Annotated in this window: 24 protein-coding genes; 18 read left to right on the forward strand and 6 right to left on the reverse strand. The window is 55.8% G+C overall.

Annotation, left to right across the window (positions count from 1 at the left end):
* Positions 1–4: 4 nt before the first annotated feature.
* Positions 5–1,876, forward strand: coding sequence for a pyruvate dehydrogenase complex dihydrolipoyllysine-residue acetyltransferase (gene aceF / locus N6G83_RS44820; RefSeq protein WP_065684542.1), 1,872 nt, complete (start codon positions 5–7; stop codon positions 1,874–1,876).
* Positions 1,877–2,110: 234 nt separating this feature from the next.
* Positions 2,111–3,535 (forward strand): dihydrolipoyl dehydrogenase, encoded by a 1,425-nt coding sequence (gene lpdA / locus N6G83_RS44825; RefSeq protein WP_021806270.1) that lies wholly within the window; start codon positions 2,111–2,113, stop codon positions 3,533–3,535.
* 98 nt (positions 3,536–3,633) lie between these two features.
* Here lpdA and N6G83_RS44830 read toward each other — a convergent pair whose 3' ends face one another.
* Positions 3,634–3,756 carry a hypothetical protein gene (locus tag N6G83_RS44830; protein ID WP_260524180.1) on the reverse strand — a complete coding sequence of 41 codons (123 nt, stop codon included), beginning with the start codon at positions 3,754–3,756 and terminating at the stop codon, positions 3,634–3,636.
* 687 nt (positions 3,757–4,443) lie between these two features.
* Here N6G83_RS44830 and acnB point away from each other — a divergent pair.
* The 9 genes from acnB to mdcH all read left to right on the forward strand — a co-directional run bounded on the left by acnB (position 4,444) and on the right by mdcH (position 14,421).
* Positions 4,444–7,041: a bifunctional aconitate hydratase 2/2-methylisocitrate dehydratase gene (acnB, locus tag N6G83_RS44835; protein WP_024528341.1), complete on the forward strand. Its 2,598-nt coding sequence runs from the start codon at positions 4,444–4,446 to the stop codon at positions 7,039–7,041.
* Between the two features lie 220 nt (positions 7,042–7,261).
* Complete coding sequence (gene mdcA, locus N6G83_RS44840) at positions 7,262–8,923, forward strand: malonate decarboxylase subunit alpha (protein ID WP_024528340.1); 1,662 nt, start codon at positions 7,262–7,264, stop codon at positions 8,921–8,923.
* Positions 8,923–9,777 (forward strand): triphosphoribosyl-dephospho-CoA synthase, encoded by an 855-nt coding sequence (locus tag N6G83_RS44845; RefSeq protein ID WP_211135052.1) that lies wholly within the window; start codon positions 8,923–8,925, stop codon positions 9,775–9,777. The genes mdcA and N6G83_RS44845 overlap by 1 nt, the downstream gene beginning before the upstream one ends.
* Positions 9,778–9,798: 21 nt before the next feature.
* Positions 9,799–10,098, forward strand: a complete 300-nt coding sequence (locus N6G83_RS44850) for a malonate decarboxylase subunit delta (protein WP_021806268.1) — start codon at positions 9,799–9,801, stop codon at positions 10,096–10,098.
* Entirely contained in the window at positions 10,091–10,927 is an 837-nt protein-coding gene (locus N6G83_RS44855; RefSeq protein WP_211135050.1) for a biotin-independent malonate decarboxylase subunit beta, read from the forward strand. The genes N6G83_RS44850 and N6G83_RS44855 overlap by 8 nt, the downstream gene beginning before the upstream one ends.
* A complete protein-coding gene (gene mdcE / locus N6G83_RS44860) occupies positions 10,924–11,730 on the forward strand; it encodes a biotin-independent malonate decarboxylase subunit gamma (protein WP_024528336.1) in 807 nt (268 codons plus the stop codon). Before N6G83_RS44855 ends, mdcE begins: the two co-directional genes overlap by 4 nt.
* A gap of 166 nt (positions 11,731–11,896) precedes the next feature.
* A complete protein-coding gene (locus N6G83_RS44865) occupies positions 11,897–12,856 on the forward strand; it encodes an AEC family transporter (protein WP_024528335.1) in 960 nt (319 codons plus the stop codon).
* A 12-nt stretch (positions 12,857–12,868) separates the two neighbouring features.
* Entirely contained in the window at positions 12,869–13,492 is a 624-nt protein-coding gene (locus N6G83_RS44870) for a malonate decarboxylase holo-ACP synthase (protein ID WP_211135048.1), read from the forward strand.
* Complete coding sequence (mdcH, locus tag N6G83_RS44875) at positions 13,492–14,421, forward strand: malonate decarboxylase subunit epsilon (RefSeq protein ID WP_211135046.1); 930 nt, start codon at positions 13,492–13,494, stop codon at positions 14,419–14,421. Before N6G83_RS44870 ends, mdcH begins: the two co-directional genes overlap by 1 nt.
* Here the strand turns inward: mdcH and N6G83_RS44880 are convergent.
* A complete protein-coding gene (locus tag N6G83_RS44880) occupies positions 14,418–15,338 on the reverse strand; it encodes a LysR family transcriptional regulator (RefSeq protein WP_024528332.1) in 921 nt (306 codons plus the stop codon). The genes mdcH and N6G83_RS44880 overlap by 4 nt on opposite strands.
* 207 nt (positions 15,339–15,545) lie before the next feature.
* Between N6G83_RS44880 and yacL the strand changes: the two genes are divergently transcribed.
* The 5 genes from yacL to N6G83_RS44905 all read left to right on the forward strand — a co-directional run bounded on the left by yacL (position 15,546) and on the right by N6G83_RS44905 (position 20,081).
* Entirely contained in the window at positions 15,546–15,908 is a 363-nt protein-coding gene (yacL, locus tag N6G83_RS44885) for a protein YacL (protein ID WP_021179705.1), read from the forward strand.
* Between the two features lie 203 nt (positions 15,909–16,111).
* A complete protein-coding gene (locus tag N6G83_RS44890) occupies positions 16,112–17,068 on the forward strand; it encodes a 2-keto-3-deoxygluconate permease 1 (protein ID WP_024528331.1) in 957 nt (318 codons plus the stop codon).
* The gene (gene dtnK, locus N6G83_RS44895) at positions 17,065–18,336 is read left to right on the forward strand and encodes a D-threonate kinase (RefSeq protein WP_211135044.1); all 1,272 of its coding nucleotides are present in this window, start codon (positions 17,065–17,067) and stop codon (positions 18,334–18,336) included. Before N6G83_RS44890 ends, dtnK begins: the two co-directional genes overlap by 4 nt.
* Positions 18,296–19,309, forward strand: coding sequence for a D-threonate 4-phosphate dehydrogenase (locus N6G83_RS44900; protein WP_051372329.1), 1,014 nt, complete (start codon positions 18,296–18,298; stop codon positions 19,307–19,309). Before dtnK ends, N6G83_RS44900 begins: the two co-directional genes overlap by 41 nt.
* Before the next feature lie 13 nt (positions 19,310–19,322).
* A complete protein-coding gene (locus N6G83_RS44905; protein WP_024528328.1) occupies positions 19,323–20,081 on the forward strand; it encodes a DeoR/GlpR family DNA-binding transcription regulator in 759 nt (252 codons plus the stop codon).
* A gap of 36 nt (positions 20,082–20,117) precedes the next feature.
* On the opposite strand, the gene speD is transcribed toward N6G83_RS44905, so the two are convergent.
* The 3 genes from speD to N6G83_RS44920 all read right to left on the reverse strand — a co-directional run bounded on the left by speD (position 20,118) and on the right by N6G83_RS44920 (position 22,302).
* Positions 20,118–20,912: an adenosylmethionine decarboxylase gene (gene speD / locus N6G83_RS44910; RefSeq protein ID WP_074029651.1), complete on the reverse strand. Its 795-nt coding sequence runs from the start codon at positions 20,910–20,912 to the stop codon at positions 20,118–20,120.
* Positions 20,913–20,937: 25 nt separating this feature from the next.
* Positions 20,938–21,801: a polyamine aminopropyltransferase gene (speE, locus tag N6G83_RS44915; protein ID WP_211135042.1), complete on the reverse strand. Its 864-nt coding sequence runs from the start codon at positions 21,799–21,801 to the stop codon at positions 20,938–20,940.
* A gap of 153 nt (positions 21,802–21,954) precedes the next feature.
* Positions 21,955–22,302, reverse strand: a complete 348-nt coding sequence (locus N6G83_RS44920) for a YacC family pilotin-like protein (protein WP_037375824.1) — start codon at positions 22,300–22,302, stop codon at positions 21,955–21,957.
* Between the two features lie 171 nt (positions 22,303–22,473).
* Between N6G83_RS44920 and cueO the strand changes: the two genes are divergently transcribed.
* Both cueO and hpt read left to right on the forward strand, forming a co-directional pair.
* The gene (gene cueO / locus N6G83_RS44925) at positions 22,474–24,090 is read left to right on the forward strand and encodes a multicopper oxidase CueO (RefSeq protein WP_211135040.1); all 1,617 of its coding nucleotides are present in this window, start codon (positions 22,474–22,476) and stop codon (positions 24,088–24,090) included.
* Positions 24,091–24,210: 120 nt separating this feature from the next.
* Positions 24,211–24,747 (forward strand): hypoxanthine phosphoribosyltransferase, encoded by a 537-nt coding sequence (hpt, locus tag N6G83_RS44930; protein ID WP_071681992.1) that lies wholly within the window; start codon positions 24,211–24,213, stop codon positions 24,745–24,747.
* Between the two features lie 32 nt (positions 24,748–24,779).
* Here the strand turns inward: hpt and can are convergent, their stop codons facing one another.
* The gene (gene can / locus N6G83_RS44935) at positions 24,780–25,445 is read right to left on the reverse strand and encodes a carbonate dehydratase (RefSeq protein WP_024528324.1); all 666 of its coding nucleotides are present in this window, start codon (positions 25,443–25,445) and stop codon (positions 24,780–24,782) included.
* Positions 25,446–25,546 lie beyond the last annotated feature (101 nt).

The following is a 25,546-nucleotide window of genomic DNA, read 5'->3' on the forward strand; positions in this document are numbered from 1 at the left end:
AACAATGTCTATCGAAATCAAAGTGCCGGACATCGGTGCAGATGAAGTTGAAATCACCGAGATCCTGGTGAAGGTTGGCGATAAGGTTGAAGTTGAACAATCGCTGATCACCGTGGAAGGCGACAAAGCCTCCATGGAAGTGCCTTCGCCGCAGGCTGGCGTGGTGAAAGAGATCAAAGTTGCCGTCGGTGATAAAACCGAGACGGGCAAACTGCTGATGATCTTTGAAGCAGAAGGTGCGGCCGCTGCCGCACCAGCCGCCAAGGCAGAAGAAAAACCGGCCGCGGCTCCTGCCGCAGCCGCAGCCAAAGACGTTGAAGTGCCGGACATCGGGGCGGACGAAGTTGAAGTCACCGAGATCCTGGTGAAAGTTGGCGATACCGTGACTGCCGAGCAGTCTCTGATCACCGTAGAAGGCGACAAGGCTTCTATGGAAGTGCCTGCGCCATTCGCCGGTACCGTGAAAGAGATCAAAATCAACACCGGTGACAAAGTGAAAACCGGTTCCCTGATTATGGTCTTCGAAGTGGCTGGCGCGGCTTCTGCTGCCCCTGCTGCTGCGGCTACCCAGGCGGCACCGGCTGCTGCCCCTGCGGCAAGCGCGGCGAAAAACGTCGAAGTGCCAGACATTGGCGGCGACGAAGTAGAAGTGACCGAAGTGATGGTGAAAGTGGGCGATAAAGTTGCCGCTGAGCAGTCACTGATCACCGTTGAAGGTGACAAGGCTTCTATGGAAGTTCCGGCACCGTTCGCGGGCACCGTGAAAGAAATCAAAATCGCTACCGGCGACAAAGTGAAAACCGGTTCTCTGATCATGGTGTTCGAAGTGGAAGGCGCTGCACCAGCCCCTGCCGCTGCTCCGGCCCAGAAAGCAGAAGCAGCTCCGGCTCCAGCCAAGCAGGAAGCTAAAGCGGCTGCACCTGCTGCTGGTAAAGGCGAGTTCGCTGAAAACGACGCCTACGTTCACGCTACCCCAGTCATCCGCCGCTTGGCGCGTGAGTTTGGTGTTAACCTGGCGAAAGTGAAGGGCACCGGTCGTAAAGGCCGTATCCTGCGCGAAGACGTTCAGGCTTACGTGAAAGACGCGGTCAAACGCGCCGAAGCCGCTCCTGCCGCTACCGGTGGTGGCCTGCCAGGCATGCTGCCGTGGCCGAAAGTGGACTTCAGCAAGTTTGGTGAGATCGAAGAAGTTGAACTGGGCCGCATCCAGAAAATCTCTGGTGCCAACCTGAGCCGCAACTGGGTGATGATCCCGCACGTGACTCACTTCGACAAGACTGATATCACCGATCTGGAAGCGTTCCGCAAGCAGCAGAACGACGAAGCTGCCAAGCGTAAGCTGGACGTGAAGTTCACCCCGGTGGTGTTCATCATGAAAGCCGTTGCCGCTGCCCTGGAGCAGATGCCACGCTTCAACAGTTCACTGTCCGAAGACGGCCAGAAGCTGACGCTGAAGAAATACATCAACATCGGTGTGGCGGTAGATACGCCAAATGGCCTGGTGGTTCCGGTATTCAAGGATGTGAACAAGAAGAGCATCACTGAGCTGTCCCGTGAACTGATGGCGATCTCCAAAAAAGCGCGTGACGGTAAGTTGACCGCAGGCGAAATGCAGGGCGGTTGCTTCACCATCTCCAGCCTGGGCGGTATCGGGACTACTCACTTCGCGCCGATTGTTAACGCGCCGGAAGTGGCTATCCTGGGTGTCTCCAAGTCTGCGATGGAGCCGGTCTGGAATGGTAAAGAGTTCACGCCGCGTCTGATGATGCCAATGTCGCTCTCCTTCGACCACCGGGTGATTGACGGTGCTGATGGTGCGCGCTTTATCACCATCATCAACAACATGCTGGCCGACATTCGCCGTCTGGTGATGTAATGAAAAAAGGGCGCAGCATGCTGCGCCCTTAGTAATTCAGTAGCAGTTTTGTCGGGTTTTGCATGACTCGACAGAATTGTTGGGACACGGGTCACTCGAACACGCTTTGCAGATTATTAACAATTCTGTAAACTGCTCGCGGTGTATGCGTCCCGGTGGATGAAGGGCGTTATGAGATCGACTAGCAATAAAAATGACGTCTGACCCGCCGGACAAAACAATTAAGAGGTCATGATGAGTACTGAAATTAAAACTCAGGTCGTGGTACTTGGGGCGGGCCCTGCAGGTTACTCTGCTGCTTTTCGTTGCGCTGACTTAGGTCTGGAAACCATTCTGGTTGAGCGTTACTCCACTCTGGGTGGTGTTTGCCTGAACGTGGGCTGTATTCCTTCCAAAGCACTGTTACACGTTGCCAAAGTGATCGAAGAAGCCAAAGCGTTGGCCGAACACGGCATCGTTTTCGGCGAGCCGAAAACCGACATCGACAAAGTGCGCGTCTGGAAAGAGAAAGTCATCAATCAGCTGACCGGTGGTCTGGCTGGCATGGCTAAAGGCCGCAAAGTGAAAGTGGTCAACGGCCTGGGTAAATTCACTGGCGCCAACACGCTAGTGGTTGAAGGCGAGAATGGTGCAACCACCATCAACTTCGACAATGCCATCATCGCCGCAGGCTCCCGTCCGATCCAACTGCCATTTATTCCTCATGAAGATCCACGCGTGTGGGATTCCACCGATGCACTGGCGCTGAAAACCGTTCCAGAGCGCATGCTGGTTATGGGCGGCGGTATCATCGGCCTGGAAATGGGCACCGTATACCATGCACTGGGTTCACAGATCGACGTGGTTGAAATGTTCGACCAGGTGATCCCGGCTGCAGATAAAGACGTGGTGAAAGTCTTTACCAAGCGTATCAGCAAGCAGTTCAACCTGATGCTGGAAACCAAAGTGACCGCGGTAGAAGCCAAAGAAGACGGCATCTACGTCACGATGGAAGGTAAAAAAGCCCCTGCAGAACCACAGCGTTACGACGCGGTGCTGGTAGCGATTGGCCGTGTGCCGAACGGTAAACTGCTGGACGCTGGCCAAGCCGGTGTAGAAGTTGACGACCGTGGCTTTATCCACGTCGACAAACAGCTGCGTACCAACGTGCCGCACATCTTCGCGATTGGTGACATCGTCGGTCAACCGATGCTGGCACACAAAGGCGTGCATGAAGGCCACGTAGCTGCCGAAGTTATCGCCGGTATGAAGCACTACTTCGACCCGAAAGTGATCCCATCTATCGCTTACACCGAGCCAGAAGTGGCATGGGTAGGGATGACCGAGAAAGAAGCCAAAGAGAAAGGCATCAGCTACGAAACGTCCACCTTCCCGTGGGCAGCTTCAGGCCGTGCTATCGCTTCTGACTGTGCAGATGGTATGACCAAACTGATCTTCGACAAAGAAACGCACCGTATCATCGGTGGCGCGATTGTCGGCACCAACGGCGGCGAGCTGCTGGGTGAAATCGGTCTGGCGATCGAGATGGGCTGTGATGCGGAAGATATCGCGTTGACTATCCACGCTCACCCAACCCTGCACGAATCCGTAGGCCTGGCAGCAGAGATCTACGAAGGCAGCATCACCGATCTGCCAAACCCGAAAGCCAAGAAGAAGTAATTTCTGCGGTTGATCAGGTTGATAAGCGGCTCCTGTAAAGGGGCCGTTTTTATTTGGTGAGTAGCGGATAAAAGGCCGCTCAAAGAGCGGCCAGTAGCTTACTTGTTCTGGAGTACGATGTTGAAGATCAGTTGGTTGCCGGAAACTGACCAGCCACCTTTACTGACGCCAAACACCGATCCCAGTACAATGAGCAGGATAATGAGTGATCTCCCTTTCATTGCGCGTTCCTTGTGGAACCACGACCACCGCGACTTCACCGGGAAAGCCCCGGTGGAACAAGCACTTGGTAATGCTTGTATCGCAGTAGTTGCAGCACTGTTCTCAAGCCCGATGACCGGCTGCTAAACCGGTAGAACAGACCCAAAATCAGAGTACATAAAACAGCGTTTTTTTGCATCAAATTGGTTGATTTTTTAACCATCTTTACGCAGAATGGTGGAACTTGGTAGTGCTTGTATCGTTCTTTAACGATGTAAAAAATCCGTTCGGTGCCTGCTAACACCGGCGGATACAAAAGAACCGTCTTTATGGCGGTTTTTTTGTGCCCAATGCCCGCCAATTTCCCCCAGCTCTATCGATAACCATTGTAAAAGTAGGGATGTTATGTTGTGCTCATTGGGCTGAGATTGCTGTTGTGCCGTAACGAACCCAAGCCCGTCCCGCCTGCTTTGCAGCCGATTACGCTGCGGTCAACGATTCAGCAAAGATTTAATGTTGCTTTTATGTGAACGAATTAACAACCGATTCAAATCCTGATATGCTGGCTGGGCGGAACCGGGCACTGTACCTTACTTACAGTCCAGGATATCGACAGCAGTGCCCCGTCAAATATCGCCGTGCGCTAAACCCGGTTTGAATATAAAACGCCAGGCACAATAAATGACAATGAGAGCGAGGAGAAAGTCGTGCTAGAAGAATACCGTAAGCACGTGGCCGAGCGTGCTGCAGAGGGCATCGTCCCTAAGCCATTAGATGCGACACAAATGGCAGCGCTGGTTGAATCATTAAAAAATCCGCCAAAAGGCGAAGAAGAATTTCTGTTAGACCTGCTGATTAACCGTGTACCACCGGGCGTCGACGAAGCCGCCTATGTCAAAGCAGGTTTTCTGGCAGCCGTTGCCAAAGGCGAAGCCACTTCTCCCCTGGTTACCCCCGAAAAAGCCATTGAACTGCTAGGCACCATGCAGGGCGGTTACAACATTCATCCGCTGATCGACGCGTTGGATAACGAAAAGCTGGCACCGATTGCTGCCAAGGCGCTTTCCCATACGCTGCTGATGTTTGATAACTTCTACGACGTAGAAGAGAAAGCCAAAGCCGGTAACCCACACGCCAAGCAGATCATGCAGTCCTGGGCCGATGCCGAATGGTATCTGTCACGCCCACCGTTAGCGGAAAAGATTACCGTGACCGTGTTCAAAGTGACTGGCGAAACCAACACCGACGATCTGTCACCCGCTCCGGATGCCTGGTCACGTCCAGATATCCCACTGCATGCGCTGGCCATGCTCAAGAGCGAACGTGAAGGTATTTTCCCGGATCAGCCGGGTAGCGTTGGCCCAATCAAGCAGATTGAAGAGCTGAACAAGAAAGGTTTCCCGCTGGCCTACGTCGGTGACGTGGTTGGTACCGGTTCTTCCCGTAAATCTGCTACCAACTCGGTGCTGTGGTTTATGGGCGACGACATCCCCTACGTGCCGAACAAGCGTGGCGGTGGTGTGGTGCTGGGCGGCAAGATTGCGCCAATCTTCTTTAACACTATGGAAGATGCCGGTGCGTTGCCGATCGAAGTGGACGTCTCCAACCTGAACATGGGCGATGTGATCGACATCTTCCCGTATAAAGGCGAAGTGCGTAACCATGAAACCGGCGAACTGGTTGCCAGCTTCGAGCTGAAAACCGATGTGTTGCTGGATGAAGTGCGTGCCGGTGGCCGTATCCCACTGATTATCGGCCGTGGGCTAACCACCAAGGCGCGTGAAGCGCTTGGCCTGCCGCACAGCGAAGTGTTCCGTATTGCCAAGCCGGTAGCGGCTAGCAGCAAGGGCTTCTCGCTGGCGCAGAAAATGGTTGGCCGCGCCTGTGGCGTTGCTGGTGTTCGCCCTGGCGAATACTGCGAACCTAAGATGACCTCGGTAGGTTCGCAAGATACCACCGGCCCGATGACCCGTGACGAGCTGAAAGATCTGGCTTGCCTGGGCTTCTCTGCCGATCTGGTGATGCAGTCATTCTGTCATACCGCCGCCTACCCGAAACCGGTGGACGTCACCACTCATCATACACTGCCAGACTTCATCATGAACCGTGGTGGCGTTTCGCTGCGCCCTGGCGATGGCGTGATCCACTCCTGGCTGAACCGCATGTTACTGCCGGATACCGTGGGTACCGGTGGCGATTCCCACACCCGCTTCCCGATCGGCATTTCCTTCCCGGCAGGTTCTGGTCTGGTGGCCTTTGCTGCCGCTACCGGCGTGATGCCGCTGGATATGCCTGAGTCGGTGCTGGTGCGCTTCAAAGGCAAAATGCAGCCTGGTATCACCCTGCGTGATCTGGTGCATGCTATCCCTTACTACGCGATCCAGCAGGGCCTGTTGACCGTAGAGAAGAAGGGCAAGAAGAATATCTTCTCTGGCCGCATTCTGGAGATCGAAGGTCTGCCGGAGCTGAAGGTCGAGCAGGCGTTTGAGCTGACCGATGCCTCGGCAGAGCGTTCCGCCGCCGGTTGCACCATCAAGCTGGATAAGGCACCGATCGCCGAATATCTGAGCTCTAACATCGTGCTGCTGAAGTGGATGATCTCCGAAGGTTATGGCGATCGCCGTACCCTGGAGCGCCGTATTCAGGGGATGGAAAAATGGCTGGCGGATCCGCAGTTGCTGGAAGGCGATGCGGATGCAGAATATGCCGCAGTGATCGAAATCGATCTGGCCGATATCAAGCAGCCAATCCTGTGTGCGCCGAACGATCCGGACGATGCACGCCTGCTGTCCGACGTGGCCAACAGCAAGATCGACGAAGTGTTTATCGGTTCCTGCATGACCAACATCGGCCACTTCCGTGCGGCAGGTAAACTGTTGGATCAGCATAAAGGCCAACTGCCAACTCGCCTGTGGGTGGCTCCGCCAACCAAGATGGACGCAGCGCAACTGACTGAAGAAGGCTACTACAGCGTCTTTGGCAAGAGCGGGGCACGTATCGAGATCCCTGGCTGTTCACTGTGTATGGGTAACCAGGCACGCGTAGCGGACGGTGCGACCGTGGTTTCCACCTCGACTCGTAACTTCCCGAACCGTCTGGGTACCGGAGCCAACGTTTATCTGGCCTCCGCAGAGCTGGCTGCAGTGGCTTCACTGCTGGGCCGTCTGCCAACGCCTGATGAGTATCAAACCTATATGGCACAGGTCGACAAGACGGCGGCGGATACCTATCGCTACCTGAACTTCGACCAGTTGACCCAGTACACGGAAAAAGCCGACGGCGTGATCTTCCAAACCGCGGTGTAATTCGGTACTGAGTTAGCATCATTACGGGGAGCCTTTGGGTTCCCCGTTTTTTTGTGATCGTCTCCCGCTTTTATTGATATTAACTGATTGATTAGTATTGTTTTGATGAAATCATTACTCTCAGGCTAACAAACCATCCCCCTGCTTGATTGATAGCGCTCTCCTAGACTCTTACTCTAACCGTACTAAACCGAACCAAGTAAACCCAGGAGGTTGAGGTATGTCGCTTCATCAAAGCCCCACGCGCGTTTGGGATACCCGGCGGCAGGAAAAAAAACGCCGTATCGCGAGTGTGCAAGGGCAGTCGCAGGGCAAAGTGATCCCCACCGCCGATCTGACCAGCGTGCTGGAAAAACTGCTGGTTTCTGGCGATCGGGTGGTGCTGGAAGGCAATAACCAGAAACAGGCTGATTTTCTCTCCCGTATGCTCGCCGAGGTCAACCCCACCAAGGTTCACGATCTGCATATGATCATGCCAAGCGTTGGCCGCGCCGAGCATCTGGATATTTTTGAAAAGGGTATCGCTCGCAAGCTCGATTTTGCCTTCTCTGGTACCCAGAGCCTGCGCATTTCCCAACTGCTGGAAGATGGGCAGCTCGAAATCGGTGCCATCCACACTTATATAGAACTCTATTCCCGCCTGTATGTGGATCTGGTGCCGAACGTGGCGCTAGTGGCCGGGTTCAAGGCCGATCGTCATGGCAATCTGTACACCGGGCCAAGTACCGAAGATACCCCGGCACTGGTGGAGGCCACCGCGTTTAAAGACGGCATCGTCATCGCTCAGGTCAACGAACTGGTCGACGATGAAACGGATCTGCCAAGAGTTGATATCCCCGGTTCCTGGATCGATTTTGTGGTGGTGGCAGACAAGCCGTTCTTTATTGAACCGCTGTTTACCCGCGATCCGCGTCTGATCAAACCCGTGCATGTGTTGATGGGGATGATGGCGATCAAAGGCATCTACGCCAAACATCAGGTGCAATCGCTGAACCACGGTATCGGTTTTAACACCGCCGCCATCGAGCTGCTGTTACCTACCTACGGTGAGCAACTGGGCCTGAAAGGTAAAATCTGTAAACACTGGACTCTGAACCCACATCCAACCCTAATCCCGGCGATCGAAAGCGGTTGGGTTGAGACCGTGCACTGCTTTGGCGGTGAGCTGGGGATGGAGAATTACATTGCCGCTCGCCCGGATATTTTCTTTACCGGTAGTGACGGCTCCATGCGTTCCAACCGCGCGTTTTGCCAGATGGCCGGTCAGTACGCCGTAGATATGTTTATCGGCTCCACCTTACAGATCGACGGTATGGCTCACTCTTCTACCGTGACCCGTGGCCGCCTCTCCGGTTTTGGCGGCGCACCGAACATGGGGCACGATCCACACGGTCGTCGCCACGCTACGCCTGCCTGGTTGGATATGATCGAAGAGCCGGATCCGTTGGCTCGTGGCCGCAAGCTGGTGGTGCAGATGGTGGAAACCTTCCAGGCAGGTGCCAAACCGACCTTCGTAGAAAAACTCGATGCCGTCGATGTGGCGCAAGAATCTGGCATGCCGTTGGCTCCGGTGATGATTTACGGCGATGACGTGACCCACGTGCTGACCGAAGAGGGCATCGCTTATCTGTATCGTGCACGCTCGTTGGAAGAGCGCCGCGCTATGGTGGCTGCGGTAGCCGGTATCACCGATATCGGGCTGGGTGTGGACGCCAAACGCGTGGCTGAACTGCGCCGTGAAGGCAAAGTGGTGTTCCCGGAAGATCTCGATATTCGCCGCACCGATGCTTCGCGTTCTTTGCTGGCCGCGGGCAGCGTAGCGGATCTGGTCGAGTGGTCCGGCGGCCTGTATAACCCGCCAGCTAAATTCCGGAGCTGGTAATGAAACTTTCCCCCTGTTTAATCGCCTCTGAAGCGGATCGGGTTGCCGCACGATTGGCGGAGCTTGCCACGCAGGCGCTAGTGGATGAGGCGCGCCTCAGCCCGAAACCGGGGCTGGTGGATGCCCGGGGCTCCGGTGCGCATCAGGATCTGACGCTGGCGTTGATGGAACGTTCGGCTCACAGCCTGACGCCGGTCTTCCATCGGCTGGCGATTGCCGGTTGGCAGCGTCCGGCAGATAGCGCGTTACGCCAGGAAGTTGGCCGGATTGGTCGGGAAGGTGAACAGCTGATGATGGCAGCCACTGCCGGTGTTAACACGCATCGCGGGGCGATCTGGGCGATGGGCCTGCTGGTGACGGCGGTAGCCATGCAAGGGGGTAACGCAACACCATCCAGCAGCTGCGTATTAGCCGCCCAACTGGCGCAATTGCCGGACCACGCCAGCCCGAAGGTGTTCAGTAAAGGCTTGCGAGCCACTCAACGCTATCAGGTTCCAGGCGCAAGGGAAGAGGCCCAGCAAGGTTTTCCGCATGTGATGCAACGGGCGCTGCCGCAGCTGTGGCACAGCAGGAGCCAAGGGGCCAGTGAGCCAGCCGCGCAGATCGATGCGCTGATGGCCATCATGACCACCCTGAGCGATACCTGTGTGTTGTCGCGCGGTGGGCTAACGGCGCTGAAAGCGATGCAGCAGGGGGCCGCCGAGGTACTGCATGCTGGAGGATATCAACATCCGGCAGGGCAGGCGGCGTTGGCCAAACTGGAACAACGGCTATTGGCGAGCAACGCTTCACCCGGTGGCGCAGCCGATTTGCTGGCTGCGGCTCTGTTCCTCGATCGGGCTACGGCCCGCTGAATAATCAATCCAGAGGATGTTATGGAACATATCGATTTGAGTTATCCGGCCAGCATTACGCTGCCGGGTAAGGCACTGACCGGAGTCGTGGGCTCCGGTGACATGGAGGCTCTGTTTGAGCCTGCGGCTGACGGTACGCTGACGGTGGCGATCAAAACCTCCGTAGACGGTAGTCGTCAGCGTTGGCAGCACCTGTTTGAACGCTTGGCGTCATTGCGCGATTTACCTGCCGGACGGTTAGAGATTAACGACTTCGGCGCTACGCCGGGGGTGGCTCGGTTGCGTATCGAACAGGTATTTGAGGAGGCCGCCCATGCGTGATGATCTCAGCTTTATCGAACTCAGCGCCCGGGAGCGCGCTCGTAATCTGCTGGACAACGGCAGTTTTTGTGAACTATTGGGGCCATTTGAGCGTATTACTTCACCTTGGCTGGAGCCACAAGGCATAGTCACCCAGGCCGATGACGGCATGGTGGTCGCCAAAGGCACCATTGACGGTCAACCGGCAGTGGTAGTGGCGGTAGAAGGGGCGTTTCAGGGCGGCAGTATGGGGGAGGTTTCCGGTGCCAAGATGGCCGCGGCCCTGGAACTGGCGGCAGAAGATAACCGCAACGGCATTGCGACTCAGGCAGTATTGCTGCTGGAAACCGGTGGCGTGCGTTTGCAGGAAGCCAACCTGGGGCTGGCCGCGATCGCGGATATTCATGCGGCGATTGTCGATCTGCGCCGATATACCCCGGTGGTGGGCATTATTGCCGGAACCGTGGGCTGCTTTGGCGGGATGTCGATCGCGGCAGCATTATGCAGCTACCTGATTGTCACCCGTGAAGCGCGCCTGGGTTTAAACGGCCCACAGGTGATTGAACAGGAAGCCGGTATCGAAGAATACGATTCCCGCGATCGGCCTTTTATCTGGAGCATGACCGGTGGCGATGTGCGCTATCGCAGCGGCTTTGTCGATGAAGAAGTCCCTGATGCGTTACATGCGGTCAAGGCTGCGATGACAGGTTGCCTGCAACGCGGCGTGCCTGCTCAGCACCGTTCCGACAATTATCACTACTACTTGCCGAAACTGTCGCAATTCGACACCCGCCAGCAGGCGGACTCGGCGGTCATTGCTCAACTGTTTGCTGCGGAGGATCGGGTATGAGTACGTCATCATCAAGCCGTGGAGAATATTGGTTCTCTTTGCTGACGGCAGGTGCCGAGCAGCGCCAGGGGCAGTGCGCCTCGATCCGAGTCGCGGACGCTGAACTAGAGGGCCAACCGGTACGTTTTATCGCCGTGGTGCCGGATGCAAATAACCATTACCCACGCGCCGCACGCGGTGAAGTAGGTTTGCTGGAAGGTTGGACGTTAGCCCAGGTAGTCAGTGAAGCGGTCGCGGCTGACGTTGGTAAAGCACAAAAGCGCGCCATCGTGGCGGTGATCGATGTGCCGAGCCAGGCCTACGGGCGTCGGGAAGAGGCCTTTGGTATTCATCAGGCGTTGGCCGGTGCGGCCGGGGCTTATGCCAAGGCTCGGCTGGCCGGTCACCCGGTGATTGGCTTGATCGTCGGGAAAGCCATGTCCGGCGCGTTTCTGGCGCACGGCTATCAGGCCAACCGCTTGATCGCCTTCAACGATGCTGGCGTGATGATCCATGCGATGGGCAAAGAGTCTGCGGCGCGCATCACGTTACGCTCCGTAGAGGCGCTGGAGAAGCTGGCAGCAACCATTCCACCGATGGCCTATGACATCGAGCATTACAGCTCGCTGGGCCTGCTGGAACAGTTACTGGATATCCGTGACCCGCTGCAGGCCAGTGAGCAGGAGCTTAATCTGGTACGCCACTCGGTGGTCCAGGCGATTGCTAAAACACGCAGTGAAGGCGTTGGTTTAACTAACCGCCTGGGGGCAGACAACCGCCATAGCTCTTCGCTGGTGCGTGAACGTATGCGCGCAGAGTGGTAATGCCACGCTAGCCATTTTTACGTCAGAGTTCAGGAACAAAATACTACCCGCCGGGAGGGCGCATGTGATGCGTTCCGACCCGGCATAAAGCTTCACCTGCATATAACAATATAACTAACACCATCGCACCTGATCTGACTGATTTTTTCTTTTTAACAGGTGATTTATGACATACGTAATTATTCATGCCTTGGCACCGATTTTTGTCATTATGCTGCTGGGCTTTTTTGCCGGTAAGGCAAAAATGGTCGATAACCAGAACGTTTCATTACTCAACATCTTCGTGATGGATTTTGCCCTGCCGGCGGCCCTGTTCGGTGCCACCGTACAAACGCCTTGGGCGGGGATCGTTGAACAGTCGCCGCTGATCGTGGTGTTGGTGCTGGCGATGTGGATCACCTATGCGGCGATCTATTTTACCTGCACCGGGATCTTCCATAAGTCTCCGCAGGATGCCGCGGTGCTGACGCTCACCGTGGCGTTGCCCAACTATGCCGCGCTGGGCCTGCCGATCCTCGGTAGCGTGCTGGGGGAAACGCCGGGAACCTCGTTGTCTGTGGCGGTGGCTATCGCCTGTGGTTCGGTACTGATGACACCGTTCTGCCTGCTGATCCTTGAGCGTGAGAAGGCCCGTACAGCTGGTGGGGTTCAGGGTTCCAGCCTGGGCATGTTGCCGGTGCTGATGTGGCGCTCGGTAAAAAAACCGATCGTCTGGGGGCCGCTGCTTGGGGTGGTGCTGTCGGCGATAGGCGTTCATATGCCTGAAATGGTGCTGGCCGCGATCAAACCGCTTGGCCTGTCGGCTACGGCGACGGCGCTGTTCCTGACCGGCGTGATCCTATCTGCCCGTAAGTTGCAGATCAACGGCCCGGTACTGCTGTCGAGCGTAACCAAACTGCTGATCCAACCGTTTATTGCCTGGGGGCTGGTGCTGGCATTGGGCCTGCACGGTAGCGTGGCTATCACCGCTATTTTGATGATCGCCCTTTCTGCCGGTTTCTTCGGTATCGTCTTTGGTAACCGTTTTGGCGTGCAGTCGCCGGATGCCGAAGCCACGTTACTGATCAGTTCCGTGTTGTGTATCATTACCTTACCGCTGTTTATCACCCTGACCTCAGGGATGTAACTGGAGCAACCGATGATTCGCCCGCATGACCTGATTTGGATTAGTGACCGTTCTGCCCTCAGCGCCGAGCAGGCGTTGCCGGAGTGGGTGAGCCAGCAGTGGCGCACCTCATTACCGCTGGTGGTGCGGCGCGATGTTCAGGGCAACGGGCGGATCCCGGTGGGGATCCGGGGTATGAAACGCAGCCAGCGCGCCGCAGCTTGGGTTAACGAAGAGGCTATCCGGCGCATAGTGACTCCGGAGTCTTTGGTGAGTGAACCCTTGGCATTGCTGCACTCGAGCTTTGTTTCCCAGCCTCCGGTGCAGGCGCTCATCATGCTGGCTCAGCGGCCTTGGCCGTGGGGCTGGGGCGTGACCGGCAGCTGTGGTTATGCGCTGGCGACCGAAATTCCGGTGATGCATGCCGATAGCGATCTGGATCTGTTGGTTCGCTGTCCGCAGCCTGCCAGCCTTGATGAGTTGCAGCGGCTGGCGCAGTGGTTGCAGGCGCTGCCTTGCCGCGCCGATGCCCAGATAGAAACACCGCTCGGCGGCTTTACCCTGAGCGAATGGCTGCGGGATGGACGAGCGATGCTGAAAACCGCTGAGGGGCCGTTGGTGACGACGGATCCATGGGCCAGCTCTCAGGAGATCTGATGAAGATTTTATTTACCTTTCCCGGTCAGGGGCCGCAGGTGCCTCAAATGCTGCACCAACTGCCGGCCAATGAAACAACCCAGCGGTTGTTAAGCGAGGCTTGCGCTGTTCTTGACCAGGACGTATTGGCGTTGGACAGCGCCGAAGCCTTACAGAAAACCCGGGCAGTACAGCTGTGCCTGCTGATAGCCGGTGTGGCCTACGCGCGGGAATTACAGCAGCACGGGGTCGAGGCTGACTTTGTCAGTGGGTTATCCATCGGCGCTTTTCCGGCCGCAGTGATTGCTGGGGCTTTGGCATTTCCCGATGCCGTCCGGCTGGTGGCGTTACGCGGCCAGCTAATGGAGGAGGCTTACCCTGCGGGATATGGCCTGGCGGCGATTATCGGCTTGCCGTTACGCCAGGTGGAAACGCTGATAGCAGAGGTCAACAGCGCTGAGCTACCGGTCTATCTGGCCAATATCAATGCCGAAGACCAATTGGTTATCGCGGGCAGCGAAGCCGCAATGGTGCAGGTCATGGCGTTGGCGAAAACCGCCGGTGCGGCGAAAACCCAGCGTTTGGCGGTGAGCGTCCCTTCCCACTGTGCCCTGTTGGCACAACCGGCGGAAAAGCTGGCGCAGGCCATGAAGCAGGTAACCATCAATCGGCCGCAGGTTGCGTATCTCAGCGGCAGTAGCGGGCGCGTGTTATGGCAGCCGGAGCGGATTGCTGACGATCTGGCCTTCAATATGGCCCGCACCGTGCGCTGGCATGAGGCGATGGTGGCGGCCTACGAACGGGAAGTCCGTCTGGCGATCGAAATGCCGCCGGGCGCGGTATTAACCGGCTTGACTAAAAAAGTGATGGAGCAGGGGGAAGCGCTGTCCCGTTGCCAACTGGGGCTGAACGCGGTCTGCGGCATTGTGGCCAAATATCGGCGCGATTAAACCGGCCCTTCACCGCGTGCGTACATACGGCCTTCCGCCGTCAACGCCAGCAGGTTCGGATCCTGCTGCTGGTTACGGTTGAACACCAGCGCGATGGTTTGGCGCATTTGGTACTGTTCGCACAGCGGCAGTAATTTCAACGTGTGTTCATACATCTTCTTCATTCGCCCTGGCACCAGCGTGTAGCCCACCCCGGCCTGCACCAGGCTGAGCATTGAGAAAATATCATTCACCCGGGTGACGATTTCCGGTTCAAAACCGGCAATCTGAAACGCTTCGCTAAAGCCGTGATAAGTGGCGAAGCCTTCGGTCAGGGAGACAAACTTCTGGCTGCGGAAGTCTTGCAGGTCTGCCGTGCCATCGCTGTTTAGCGCCGAGGCTGCCGGTGCGGCAAGATAGATATCATCCTCAAACAGTGGCAGGATCTCAAAGCGCAGCGGATCGATTTGGCTGTCCGAAACCGAAATCAGGATGGCATCCAGCAATTGGTTCCCCAACTGGGCCAGCAGATCCTCATTCGATCCCATCGTCAGGCTGATCTCCATGGCCGGGCGGCGTACCTTCAGCCCCATGATCAACCGTGGAATGGTTTCCAGCGTCAGTGAGTAGAGCGTGCCGATACGCATGCGTTGCTGGCCAAACCCCGCCTTTAGCCGAGTTTCTTCGATGCCTTTGTAGGTGAGATCCACGATATCGCGGGCGTATTCTGCCAGCGTTTGCGCAGCGGGCAGGGGCAGCAGGTTACGCCCTTTATGAATAAACAGCGGGCAGCGAAAACCCTCTTCCAGAGTATGTAATGCACGATGCACGCTAACGCTGCTCAAGCCAAGCTGTTCTGCGGCTCGGCCGATGTTTTCCTTCTCCATAAACGCCAGAAAGATTTCCAATTTTTTCAGGGTGATTTCGCTGTCGATCATCGGCTCAGGCTTGGGTAAGGGCTAATGAGAGCCATGATAACAACAATTGCCCGTCCATAGCAGGCACAGAGAGCCTTCCCAAGCCCAAGGATAAACCGTTATATTGCGCCGCAGTTTATTTGGCCCAATCGATCAACTTTGCGAGCGCCCACTGAGATAGTGGCGAATTAAGGGTTACACTTATAAAAAAGCTCAGGAGGGCATGCTATGGATTACGAATTTCTGCGTGACGTAACCGGTCAGGTGGTGGTCAGATTTTCGATGGGGCATGAGGCCATCGGCCATTGGATTAATGAAGAGCTCAACGGTGATTTTAACCTGCTGGACCGTATTGAAGCCGGTGCGGCAGGGGTCAAGGGCAGTGAGCGTCAGTGGCAGTTGGAAGGCCATGAATACACGTTGCTGATGGACGGTGAAGAGGTGATGATCCGCGCCAACCAGTTGGAGTTCGAAGGCGACGAGATGGAGGAGGGGATGAACTACTACGACGAAGAGAGCCTCTCTTTCTGCGGTATCGAAGACTTCCTGACGGTGCTGAAAGCCTACCGCTCGTTTATGCTCAACTACTGATTATCCAGACGGGGGCAGGATGCTGCGCCCCTTGTGAGTCCCAGGTGGCCGATTCTCGGCCGCCTTTCCTCCCTTCTGTAATGATTAAATAAAATCAAATAATCATGTTACTGATTTTTTAATCTGCGACACAGCGCCGATTTTTTCTTTTTTGATTTTATATAATCATTTTGATTAAAATAAATCACAATGACGAGGGTAGGATGAAAATTAAGGCGACAATAGAGAAAATCCCTGGGGGGATGATGGTCGTCCCGCTGGTGCTTGGCGCAATGATCAACACCTTTGCTCCACAGGCGCTGGATATTGGCGGCTTCACCACGGCACTGTTCAAAAACGGTGCGGCTCCACTGATTGGTGCTTTCCTGCTGTGTATGGGGGCCGGTATCAGCTTCAAGGCGGCTCCGCAGGCACTGTTGCAGGGCGGCACCATTACCTTGACCAAACTGCTGGTTGCCATGGCCCTGGGGCTAGGCGTTGAGCATCTGTTTGGGGCGGAAGGTATTTTTGGCCTGACCGGCGTGGCGATCATTGCCGCAATGAGCAACTCCAACGGCGGCCTGTATGCGGCGTTGGTCGGCGAGTTTGGTAATGAGCGAGACGTCGGGGCGATTTCGATCCTATCCCTGAATGACGGGCCGTTCTTCACCATGATCGCGCTGGGTGCGGCAGGTATGGCGAATATCCCATTGATGGCGTTGGTGGCGGTGTTGGTTCCCCTGCTGGTAGGGATGATGTTGGGTAATCTGGATCATCAGATGCGCGACTTCCTCACCAAGGGGGGCCCAATCCTGATCCCATTCTTTGCCTTCGCGCTCGGTGCTGGCATCAATCTGGAAATGTTACTGCAAGGCGGTATGGCTGGGGTTCTGCTCGGCGTGTTGACCACTTTTGTCGGCGGTTTCTTTAATATTCGCGCCGATCGACTGGTGGGGGGCTCAGGTATTGCCGGTGCGGCAGCATCGAGCACTGCCGGAAATGCGGTGGCGACGCCATTGGCGATTGCCCAGGCGGATCCTTCGTTAGCTAGCGTCGCGGCGGCTGCGGCCCCGTTGATTGCCGCTTCGGTGATCACCACCGCCATACTGACCCCGATTCTCAGTTCTTGGGTGGCGAAGCGTAATGCCGCTAAGGGCGAAGCGCTGAAGGAGACAGCATGAAGATGATCGTGATTGCCGATGATTTTACCGGAGCTAACGATACCGGCGTGCAATTGGCAAAAAAGGGCGCGCGTACCGACGTGGTGCTCAACGAACTACCGCAGTCTACCCGGCGTACGGATGTGCTGGTGATCAATACTGAAAGCCGGGCGTTATCTCCTGCAATGGCCAGCGCCAAGGTAAGTGAAGCCTTGCGGGCTTATTGCCAGAGCGATACCCCGCCCTTGGTGTATAAAAAAATCGACTCGACCTTTCGCGGTAACGTGGGAGCAGAGATCGAGGCGGCGATGGTCGCCAGCGGTGCGCAGTTGGCTATCGTGGCCGCAGCCATCCCCGCAGCAGGTCGGGTAACGCTCAATGGCGAATGCCGGGTTCACGGCGTGCCGTTGGTGGAGACCGAGTTCGCCAGCGATCCGAAAACGCCGATCGTGTCTTCTCATATCAAGACCTTGATTGGCTTGCAGACGGCCTACCCGATCCATGAGTTGAATTTACAGGTAGTACGCAGTGGCGAGCTAGGCCGCGAGTTGCCGCTCCTGAGCCGCAACGGGCCAGCGATTGTGGTAGTGGATGCCGAAACGGATGGCGATCTGGCGCAGTTGGCACAGGCAATTCAGCAACTCGGCTGCCGTTATCTGCTGGTAGGTGCTGCCGGATTGGCAAATGCATTGCCAGCCAGCAGCTATCTGGCCGCTCGCCAGCGTCTGCCCGTGCTGGTGGTTGCCGGTTCGATGAGTGAAGCCACCCGGCAGCAGATTGTGTTTGCCGCAGAAGAGAAGTCACTGGGTATTTTAGATATTGATGTCGAAGCCTTGTTGCAACCGCACAGCCAGTCTGCGGTAGACGAAATTATCCGCCAGGCAGCCAGCGTCCTGCGGGATCGGCAGCACTGTGTACTGCGCACCTGCAGAGATGCCGATGCTCGCCAGATGATCGATACGCTTTGTGAAAAGCATGATCTTTCGCGCCAGCAGTTGGGGGACAAAATCAGCCAGACATTAGGCTCCATCACCTTGGCGATTATCAATCAGGCTCAGATTGGTGGCTTGTTCCTGACCGGCGGCGACATCGCCATTGCGGTTGCGAGAGCGCTGGGTGCGGAAGGTTACCGTATTACCAGTGAGGTTGTTCCTTGTGTGCCCTGTGGCATGTTCGTCAACAGCGAGATCGACGATCTGCCAGTGATCACCAAGGCCGGAGGATTTGGCGGCGCTTCAACGCTGCGGGATGCACTTTATTTTATTGAGGAGATGTACAGTGGCAAATAACACGATTGCGGTCACCATGGGCGATCCGGCAGGCATTGGGCCAGAGATTATCATTAAGGCGCTGTCTGAAGGTGAGTTGGCGGGAACGCCAGCGGTCGTGGTGGGCTGTCTGCAAACGTTGCAACGTATTCAGGCATTGGGGATCGTGCCAAAGGTCGAGTTGAGGCCGATCCAGCAGGTTTCGGAGGCACGCTTCGCGCCCGGTATTATCAACGTGATTGATGAACCGTTAGAGGACCCCGCAGCGCTGACACCAGGGAAAGTGCAGGCACAAGCGGGCGATCTGGCTTACCGATGCGTAAAGCGTGCCACCGAACTGGCCATGGCAGGTGAGGTAATGGCCATTGCCACGGCGCCGCTGAATAAAGAGGCGCTGCATCTGGCCGGGCATCTGTATCCAGGCCATACGGAGTTGTTGGCAAAACTGACCCACAGTCGGGATTATGCGATGGTGTTGTACACCGATAAGCTGAAGGTGATCCATGTTTCCACCCACATCGCCCTGCGCAAGTTCCTTGATACGCTGAATGCCGAGCGGATCGAAACGGTGGTGACGATGGCGGATACCTTCCTCAAGCGCGTCGGTTTTAAACATCCAAGGATCGCGGTCGCGGGCGTTAACCCCCACGCGGGTGAACATGGTCTGTTTGGCGATGAAGAGATCAACATCGTCAGCCCGGCGATTGCGGCAGTAAAACAGCTTGGGATCGATGTCTCAGGCCCGTGCCCACCGGATACCGTCTTCCTGCAGGCTTATGAAGGCCAGTACGATATGGTGGTCGCCATGTATCACGATCAGGGGCATATCCCCCTCAAGCTGCTGGGCTTCTACGATGGGGTTAACATCACGGCGGGCCTACCGTTTATCCGAACTTCTGCCGACCACGGCACCGCGTTTGATATTGCCTGGACAGGTAAAGCCAAGTCTGAGAGCATGGCGATCTCGATTAAATTAGCCACTCAGTTGGCGTGATACCACGGACGTCATGAAGCCACAAACTCGCCAGGACCAGATTCTGGATTACCTGAAAGCCCATAATCTGGTCACCGTTGAGCAATTGGTCAGCGCTATCGATGCTTCTCCTGCCACCATCCGGCGCGATCTGATCAAGCTGGATGAGCAGGGGATCATCAATCGCAGCCATGGCGGCGTGGCCCTCAACCGTTTTATCCCCGCACAGCCTACCACTAACGAAAAACAGCTGCGTAACCCGCAGGAGAAGCGGGCTATCGCCCAATTTGCGGCCACGATGGTTAAAGCCGGTGATGCAGTGGTGCTGGATGCGGGTACCACTATGTTGGAGTTAGCGCGGCACTTGACACATCTCCCGCTGAGGGTGATCACCGCCGATCTGCATATCGCACTGTTTCTCTCAGGATTTAAACAGATCGAGGTGACCATCATTGGTGGCCGTATTGATGACAGCAGCCAGTCCTGCGTCGGCGATCATGGGCGCAGGTTGCTGCGAGGGATCTATCCGGATATTGCGTTTGTCAGCTGTAACTCGTGGAGTATTGAGAACGGTATTACCACCCCAACTGAAGAGAAGGCGGGCTTGAAGCAGGATTTGATGGCCAATGCCCGCCAGCGGGTGCTGTTGGCAGATAGCAGTAAATACGCTGCCTACTCGTTATTTTGTGTGGCACCGCTTGGCAGCCTGACGGATATCGTCACCGATAAGGCGCTGGCTGCCACTGCACAACAGCAGCTGGCGGATTTACCCGCAGGCTTGCATCTGGTGTGACTGACAGGGCAACCTCGGCTGCCCTGTATCTCAACATCACAGGTGCGGAATGTTGCGCCCGTAGTAGATCTCCTGCATCTCTTTCCACAGCAGATCGGTGATCCTTTTCCGCTCCTCTTCGCTCAGCTCGTCCGGCCTGGCGTTGAACAGATAGTGTTTCAGATCGAAATCCTTCAGCAGCATCTTGGTGTGGAAGATGTTCTCCTGATACACGTTCACATCCATCATGTGGTACAGCGCCTTCATATCCTCGGACATAAAGTTCTGGATCGAATTGATCTCATGATCGATGTAATGCTTCACACCGGCTACATCGCGTGTGAAACCGCGTACGCGATAGTCCATGGTGACGATATCGGATTCCAATTGGTGGATCAGATAGTTCAGCGCTTTGAGCGGTGAAATCACGCCGCAGGTAGAGACTTCAATATCGGCCCGGAAGGTACACAGGCCGCCTTCTGGGTGGCTTTCTGGATAGGTGTGAACACAGATATGGCTTTTATCCAGATGTGCTACCACCGTCTTTGGCAGCGGCCCTGGGTGCTCAGAGGTATCCACGTCTTTCGGATCGACCGGCTCTTCGCTCATCAGAATGGTGACGCTGGCGCCTTGTGGATCGTAGTCCTGGCGGGCGATGTTGAGAATATTGGCACCAATGATCGAGCAGGTTTCACTGAGGATCTCGGTCAGGCGGTTGGCATTGTACTGTTCGTCAATGTAGGCGATATAGCCATCGCGATCGTCTGCGGTTTTGGCATAACAAATATCGTAAATACAAAAACTCAGGCTCTTGGTCAGGTTATTGAAGCCGTGCAGTTTGATCTTTTGCAATTAGGTTTAGCCCCTATCTTCTCGCTTAACGTGAAACGTTCAGTGCGTTGAGCAAATACTGCGGCAGGGCAAAGCTGCCAGCGTGAATTGCCGGATTGTAGTAGCGGCAGTCTAAGCCACTTTGATGAAAGCGTTGTTGCAGCGTGGTGACATCCAGCTGGCGCAAAGCCGGATTCTGGCTGGCCCAGGCAAAGGTCATGATGCCGCCGTAATAGGTCGGGATCGCCGCCTGATAGAAGCTGACGTCGTTAAAATACTGGCTGAGCTTGGTGTGGCTGTTGACCGCTTCGTCCTGTTGCAGGAAGCAAACGCCGTTCTGGGCTACGAAGATGCCACCCTCGTTGAGGCAGCGTGCGCAACCTTCATAGAACGCCGAGGTAAACAGGCTTTCACCGGGGCCGATCGGATCGGTACAGTCAGAAATAATCACGTCGAACTTTTCGTCGCTCTGGTTGACGAAATTGACGCCATCATCGATCACCAGCTTGAAGCGGGGATCGTCATAGGCTCCGGCGTTGTGATTAGGTAAGTATTGGCGGCAAAATTCCACCACGCCCGCGTCGATCTCAACCATGGTGATCTGCTCAATGCCCTGATGACGGCAAACTTCACGCAGCATAGCACCGTCGCCACCGCCGATAATCAGCACTTTCCTGGCATGGCCATGGGCCAGCAGCGGCACGTGGGTCATCATTTCGTGATAGATAAACTCATCTCGCTCGGTGGTCTGCACTACGCCATCGAGAGCCATCACGCGGCCCAGCACCGGGTTTTCAAAGATCACCAGATCCTGATGCTCGGTCTTCTCACGGTAAAGTACCTGCTCTATTGAGAAGTACTGGCCAAAGTTGGCATGTAACGTTTCATACCAAATCTCTTTCTGGGTCATGTGCGGGTTACTCCGTAATAACAACCATGAAAAATGAGCGCAACATCATAAACCCTCCGTGTGGCAAATTACAGCATTGTCGGCAGGGCAATAGATAGGCGATAGCCAACCCAGCCGGTATTGCTGGCAGGGTTGGTAGAAGCAGGGGAGTGATTAGTTGGCGTAGGCCAGCAGACTCAGGGAGTCGCGCGCCAGAGATTTGCACTTATTGGGAGTAGGAATAGCGATGCCGCTGAGATCGCGGTAGCTGTCTTCACCCAGGGATTTCATATTAAAGCTATTATAGTTAGTCAAATCCCAACGGTTTTGCTGGGCGAAGTACACGATGGCGCGTTTGATTTGCGCGTTAGGCAAATCATTATAGCCACAGTCGTTTTTTAGATAGACAAACACCGCGGTCAGATCGGCCAGATCTTCCGCTTCGGATTCATTCAGCGCCAGGCTGGCATTGGAAAAGCCCAGCATAGTCAGCAACAGCATCAACAACGTTGTTTTTTTCATCATGAAATAGACCTGTTCAATATCTGCTGACGTTACCACACTTGACTGTAAAGGCACCAAATTAATTATGTGGGCTTAACATACCTTAATAGTAGCTCTTGACCTTCCACTAAGGGGAGGGTTTAGGCTGCGGATCTTAAGCTTTCGATCACTGAGAAAAGGGAACCAGCGATGTTACGCCGTGATTTTATCAAACTGACCGCCGCAATAGGTGCCGCAAGCGCCTTGCCATTATGGAGCCGTGCCGCCTGGGCGGCCGATCGTCCAGCCTTGCCGATCCCACCGATTTTGACGCCAGATGCACAAGGAAAGATCGCGTTGGCGCTGCAAACCGGTGAGATGAACTGGTTGCCTAACGTGGCTACCCGCACCTGGGGGATTAACGGTGCGTTGCTTGGCCCAGCGGTCCGTTTGCAACGGGGTAAGCCGGTGACGGTGGATATCAGTAATAAACTGCCTGAGGCCAGCACGGTACACTGGCACGGGTTGGAGATCCCCGGTAATGTCGACGGTGGTCCACAGGCCTTGATCCAACCCGGCACCACCCGCACGGTGAGTTTCACTGCCGATCAGCCAGCGTCTACCTGCTGGTTCCATCCCCATACGCATGGCAAGACTGGCCAGCAGGTGATGATGGGGTTGGGCGGATTGGTGCTGCTGGAAGATGAAGAAAGCAGCCAACTGCCCTTGCCGAAAACCTGGGGAACAGATGATATTCCCGTGATCCTGCAAGATAAGCGCCTGGGCAAAGACGGCCAAATCGAATATCAGTTGGACATCATGAGCGCGGCCGTGGGTTGGTTTGGTGACCGTATGTTCACCAACGGTACTGCCTATCCGCAACACATCGCGCCACGCGGTTGGCTGCGTCTGCGTTTCCTGAACGGCTGTAACGCCCGCTCGCTTAACCTGTCCACCAGCGACAATCGGCCATTATACGTGATTGCCAGTGACGGTGGCTTCCTGGGCGAACCGGTTAAGCTGACCGAACTGCCGATGCTGATGGGCGAGCGCTTTGAAGTGTTGGTCGATGCCTCCGATGGCAAGCCGTTCGATATCGTTACCCTGCCGGTGAAGCAAATGGGTATGACGTTGGCCCCGTTCGATCAGCCGCTGCCGGTATTGCATATTCAACCATCACTGGCGCTGGGCGTGAAATCCATGCCGGACAGCCTGGTGAAATTGCCTGCATTGCCATCGCTGGCCGGGGTGCGGGAACGCTGGTTGCAACTGATGATGGATCCTAAGCTGGATATGCTGGGGATGCAGGCTCTGATGGATCGCTATGGTCATCAGGCGATGGCCGGGATGAGCATGGATCATGGCAATGCCGCGGGTAACATGGCTGGTATGGACCATAGTAAGATGCAAGGCATGGATCAGAGCAACATGGCGGGAATGGACCACAGCAAGATGGATCATGGCAGCAAACCGTTTGATTTCAGCCATGCCAATACCATCAACGGCAAAGCCTATGATATGGCCAAGCCGGCGTTTGAGGCCAGGCGCGGTAAATACGAGAAATGGACCATTTCCGGTGAGGGCGACGTGATGATGCACCCGTTCCATATCCATGGCACCCAGTTCCGTATTCTGTCGGAAAACGGCAAGCCACCGGCGGCCCACCGGGCAGGCTGGAAAGATACGGTGCTGGTAGAAGGTTGGCGCAGCGAAGTGCTGGTGCGTTTCAATCATCTGGCCAGTGCCGATCAGGCCTATATGGCCCACTGCCACCTGCTGGAACATGAAGATACCGGCATGATGTTAGGCTTCACTGTAGCCGATTAAATTATCCCAGGCTGCGGCTAACCACGCCGCAGCGTGTAAAGTGGTGACGCACTCGCGTCGCCACCGCCCGCCAGCTATGCTAAACTCTGCGCCCTTCTTCCGGCAACTGACCTGAAAACTATGAAACACACTGTAGAAGTAATGATTTCCGAGCAGGAAGTTAAGACCCGTATTGCTGAACTTGGCCGCCAGATCACCGAAGATTACCGCGATAGCGGCAGCGATATGGTGCTGGTCGGGCTGCTGCGCGGTTCTTTCATGTTTATGGCCGATCTGTGCCGCACCATTGAAGTGCCGCATGAGGTCGATTTTATGACCGCCTCCAGCTACGGCAGCGGCATGTCTACCACCCGCGACGTAAAAATCCTCAAAGATCTGGATGAAGACATCCGTGGTAAAGACGTATTGATCGTCGAAGACATCATCGATTCCGGCAACACCCTGAACAAGGTGCGCGAGATCCTGGCATTGCGCGGGCCGAAGTCCCTGGCGATTTGTACGCTGCTGGACAAGCCTGAGCGCCGTGAGGTTGAAGTGCCGGTGGAATACGTTGGCTTCCCGATCCCGGACGAGTTCGTGGTGGGTTATGGCATCGATTACGCCCAGCGTTATCGCCATCTGCCTTACATCGGCAAAGTGGTGATGCTGGACGAATAATCTGGCCGGGGTTCAGCAGGGCGCTGAACCTACTATAAGGCGCTAGAACCTTTTTCCTGCTTGAGCGTGGCTATCGCTTTGCGGTAGCCCATCTCCAGGCTTTCACGGCTGGTAGCGGTGACTTCCAGATCGTGTAGACGACCATCCTGGATACCGTATACCCAACCGTGGATCATCACTTTCTGGCCGCGTTTCCAGGCAGACTGCATGATGGTTGAGTGGCCCAGGTTATACACCTGCTCGATTACGTTGATCTCGCACAGCACATCCAGACGTTGTTCCGGTTCCAGCTCGCCGAGCAGGGAACTGTGCTTGTACCACAGATCGCGAATGTGCAGCAGCCAGTTGTTGATCAACCCCAGTTCCGGGTTCTCTACCGCCGCCTCTACTCCACCGCAGCCCAGGTGACCACAGATAATGATATGTTCCACCTCCAGCACGTCGACGGCATATTGCACCACTGACAGGCAGTTCAAATCGGTATGGATCACCAGATTGGCCACGTTACGGTGAACGAACAGCTCACCCGGCTCCAGGCCGGTCAGGCGTTCGGCGGGCACGCGGCTGTCTGAGCAGCCGATCCACAAGAATCGCGGTTTTTGCGCTTGAGCCAAACGTTCAAAGAAGCCGGGATCTTCCTTGTTGATGTTAGCGGACCAGGCTTGGTTGTTGGCGATAAGCCTTTCGATTTCTTGCATGGCGGTTATTGGCCTGTTATGAACGAATTGCGTTGAAGTAATATATGGCAAGCGTCACAATTTGGAAATCGGAACAGTTAAGCAATTTTCTGCCCTATAGA

It is taken from the genome of Serratia sp. PL7, from assembly GCF_945957435.1.

What these genes read in the sequence shown, in the direction of transcription:
- aceF (WP_065684542.1), top strand. Translation starts at nt 5, where the DNA reads ATGTCTATCGAAATCAAAGTGCCGGACATCGGTGCAGATGAAGTTGAA.
- lpdA (WP_021806270.1), top strand. Translation starts at nt 2,111, where the DNA reads ATGAGTACTGAAATTAAAACTCAGGTCGTGGTACTTGGGGCGGGCCCT.
- N6G83_RS44830 (WP_260524180.1), bottom strand. Translation starts at nt 3,756, where the DNA reads ATGAAAGGGAGATCACTCATTATCCTGCTCATTGTACTGGGATCGGTG.
- mdcA (WP_024528340.1), top strand. Translation starts at nt 7,262, where the DNA reads ATGTCGCTTCATCAAAGCCCCACGCGCGTTTGGGATACCCGGCGGCAG.
- N6G83_RS44845 (WP_211135052.1), top strand. Translation starts at nt 8,923, where the DNA reads ATGAAACTTTCCCCCTGTTTAATCGCCTCTGAAGCGGATCGGGTTGCC.
- N6G83_RS44850 (WP_021806268.1), top strand. Translation starts at nt 9,799, where the DNA reads ATGGAACATATCGATTTGAGTTATCCGGCCAGCATTACGCTGCCGGGT.
- N6G83_RS44855 (WP_211135050.1), top strand. Translation starts at nt 10,091, where the DNA reads ATGCGTGATGATCTCAGCTTTATCGAACTCAGCGCCCGGGAGCGCGCT.
- mdcE (WP_024528336.1), top strand. Translation starts at nt 10,924, where the DNA reads ATGAGTACGTCATCATCAAGCCGTGGAGAATATTGGTTCTCTTTGCTG.
- N6G83_RS44865 (WP_024528335.1), top strand. Translation starts at nt 11,897, where the DNA reads ATGACATACGTAATTATTCATGCCTTGGCACCGATTTTTGTCATTATG.
- N6G83_RS44870 (WP_211135048.1), top strand. Translation starts at nt 12,869, where the DNA reads ATGATTCGCCCGCATGACCTGATTTGGATTAGTGACCGTTCTGCCCTC.
- mdcH (WP_211135046.1), top strand. Translation starts at nt 13,492, where the DNA reads ATGAAGATTTTATTTACCTTTCCCGGTCAGGGGCCGCAGGTGCCTCAA.
- N6G83_RS44880 (WP_024528332.1), bottom strand. Translation starts at nt 15,338, where the DNA reads ATGATCGACAGCGAAATCACCCTGAAAAAATTGGAAATCTTTCTGGCG.
- yacL (WP_021179705.1), top strand. Translation starts at nt 15,546, where the DNA reads ATGGATTACGAATTTCTGCGTGACGTAACCGGTCAGGTGGTGGTCAGA.
- N6G83_RS44890 (WP_024528331.1), top strand. Translation starts at nt 16,112, where the DNA reads ATGAAAATTAAGGCGACAATAGAGAAAATCCCTGGGGGGATGATGGTC.
- dtnK (WP_211135044.1), top strand. Translation starts at nt 17,065, where the DNA reads ATGAAGATGATCGTGATTGCCGATGATTTTACCGGAGCTAACGATACC.
- N6G83_RS44900 (WP_051372329.1), top strand. Translation starts at nt 18,296, where the DNA reads ATGCACTTTATTTTATTGAGGAGATGTACAGTGGCAAATAACACGATT.
- N6G83_RS44905 (WP_024528328.1), top strand. Translation starts at nt 19,323, where the DNA reads ATGAAGCCACAAACTCGCCAGGACCAGATTCTGGATTACCTGAAAGCC.
- speE (WP_211135042.1), bottom strand. Translation starts at nt 21,801, where the DNA reads ATGACCCAGAAAGAGATTTGGTATGAAACGTTACATGCCAACTTTGGC.
- N6G83_RS44920 (WP_037375824.1), bottom strand. Translation starts at nt 22,302, where the DNA reads ATGAAAAAAACAACGTTGTTGATGCTGTTGCTGACTATGCTGGGCTTT.
- cueO (WP_211135040.1), top strand. Translation starts at nt 22,474, where the DNA reads ATGTTACGCCGTGATTTTATCAAACTGACCGCCGCAATAGGTGCCGCA.
- hpt (WP_071681992.1), top strand. Translation starts at nt 24,211, where the DNA reads ATGAAACACACTGTAGAAGTAATGATTTCCGAGCAGGAAGTTAAGACC.
- can (WP_024528324.1), bottom strand. Translation starts at nt 25,445, where the DNA reads ATGCAAGAAATCGAAAGGCTTATCGCCAACAACCAAGCCTGGTCCGCT.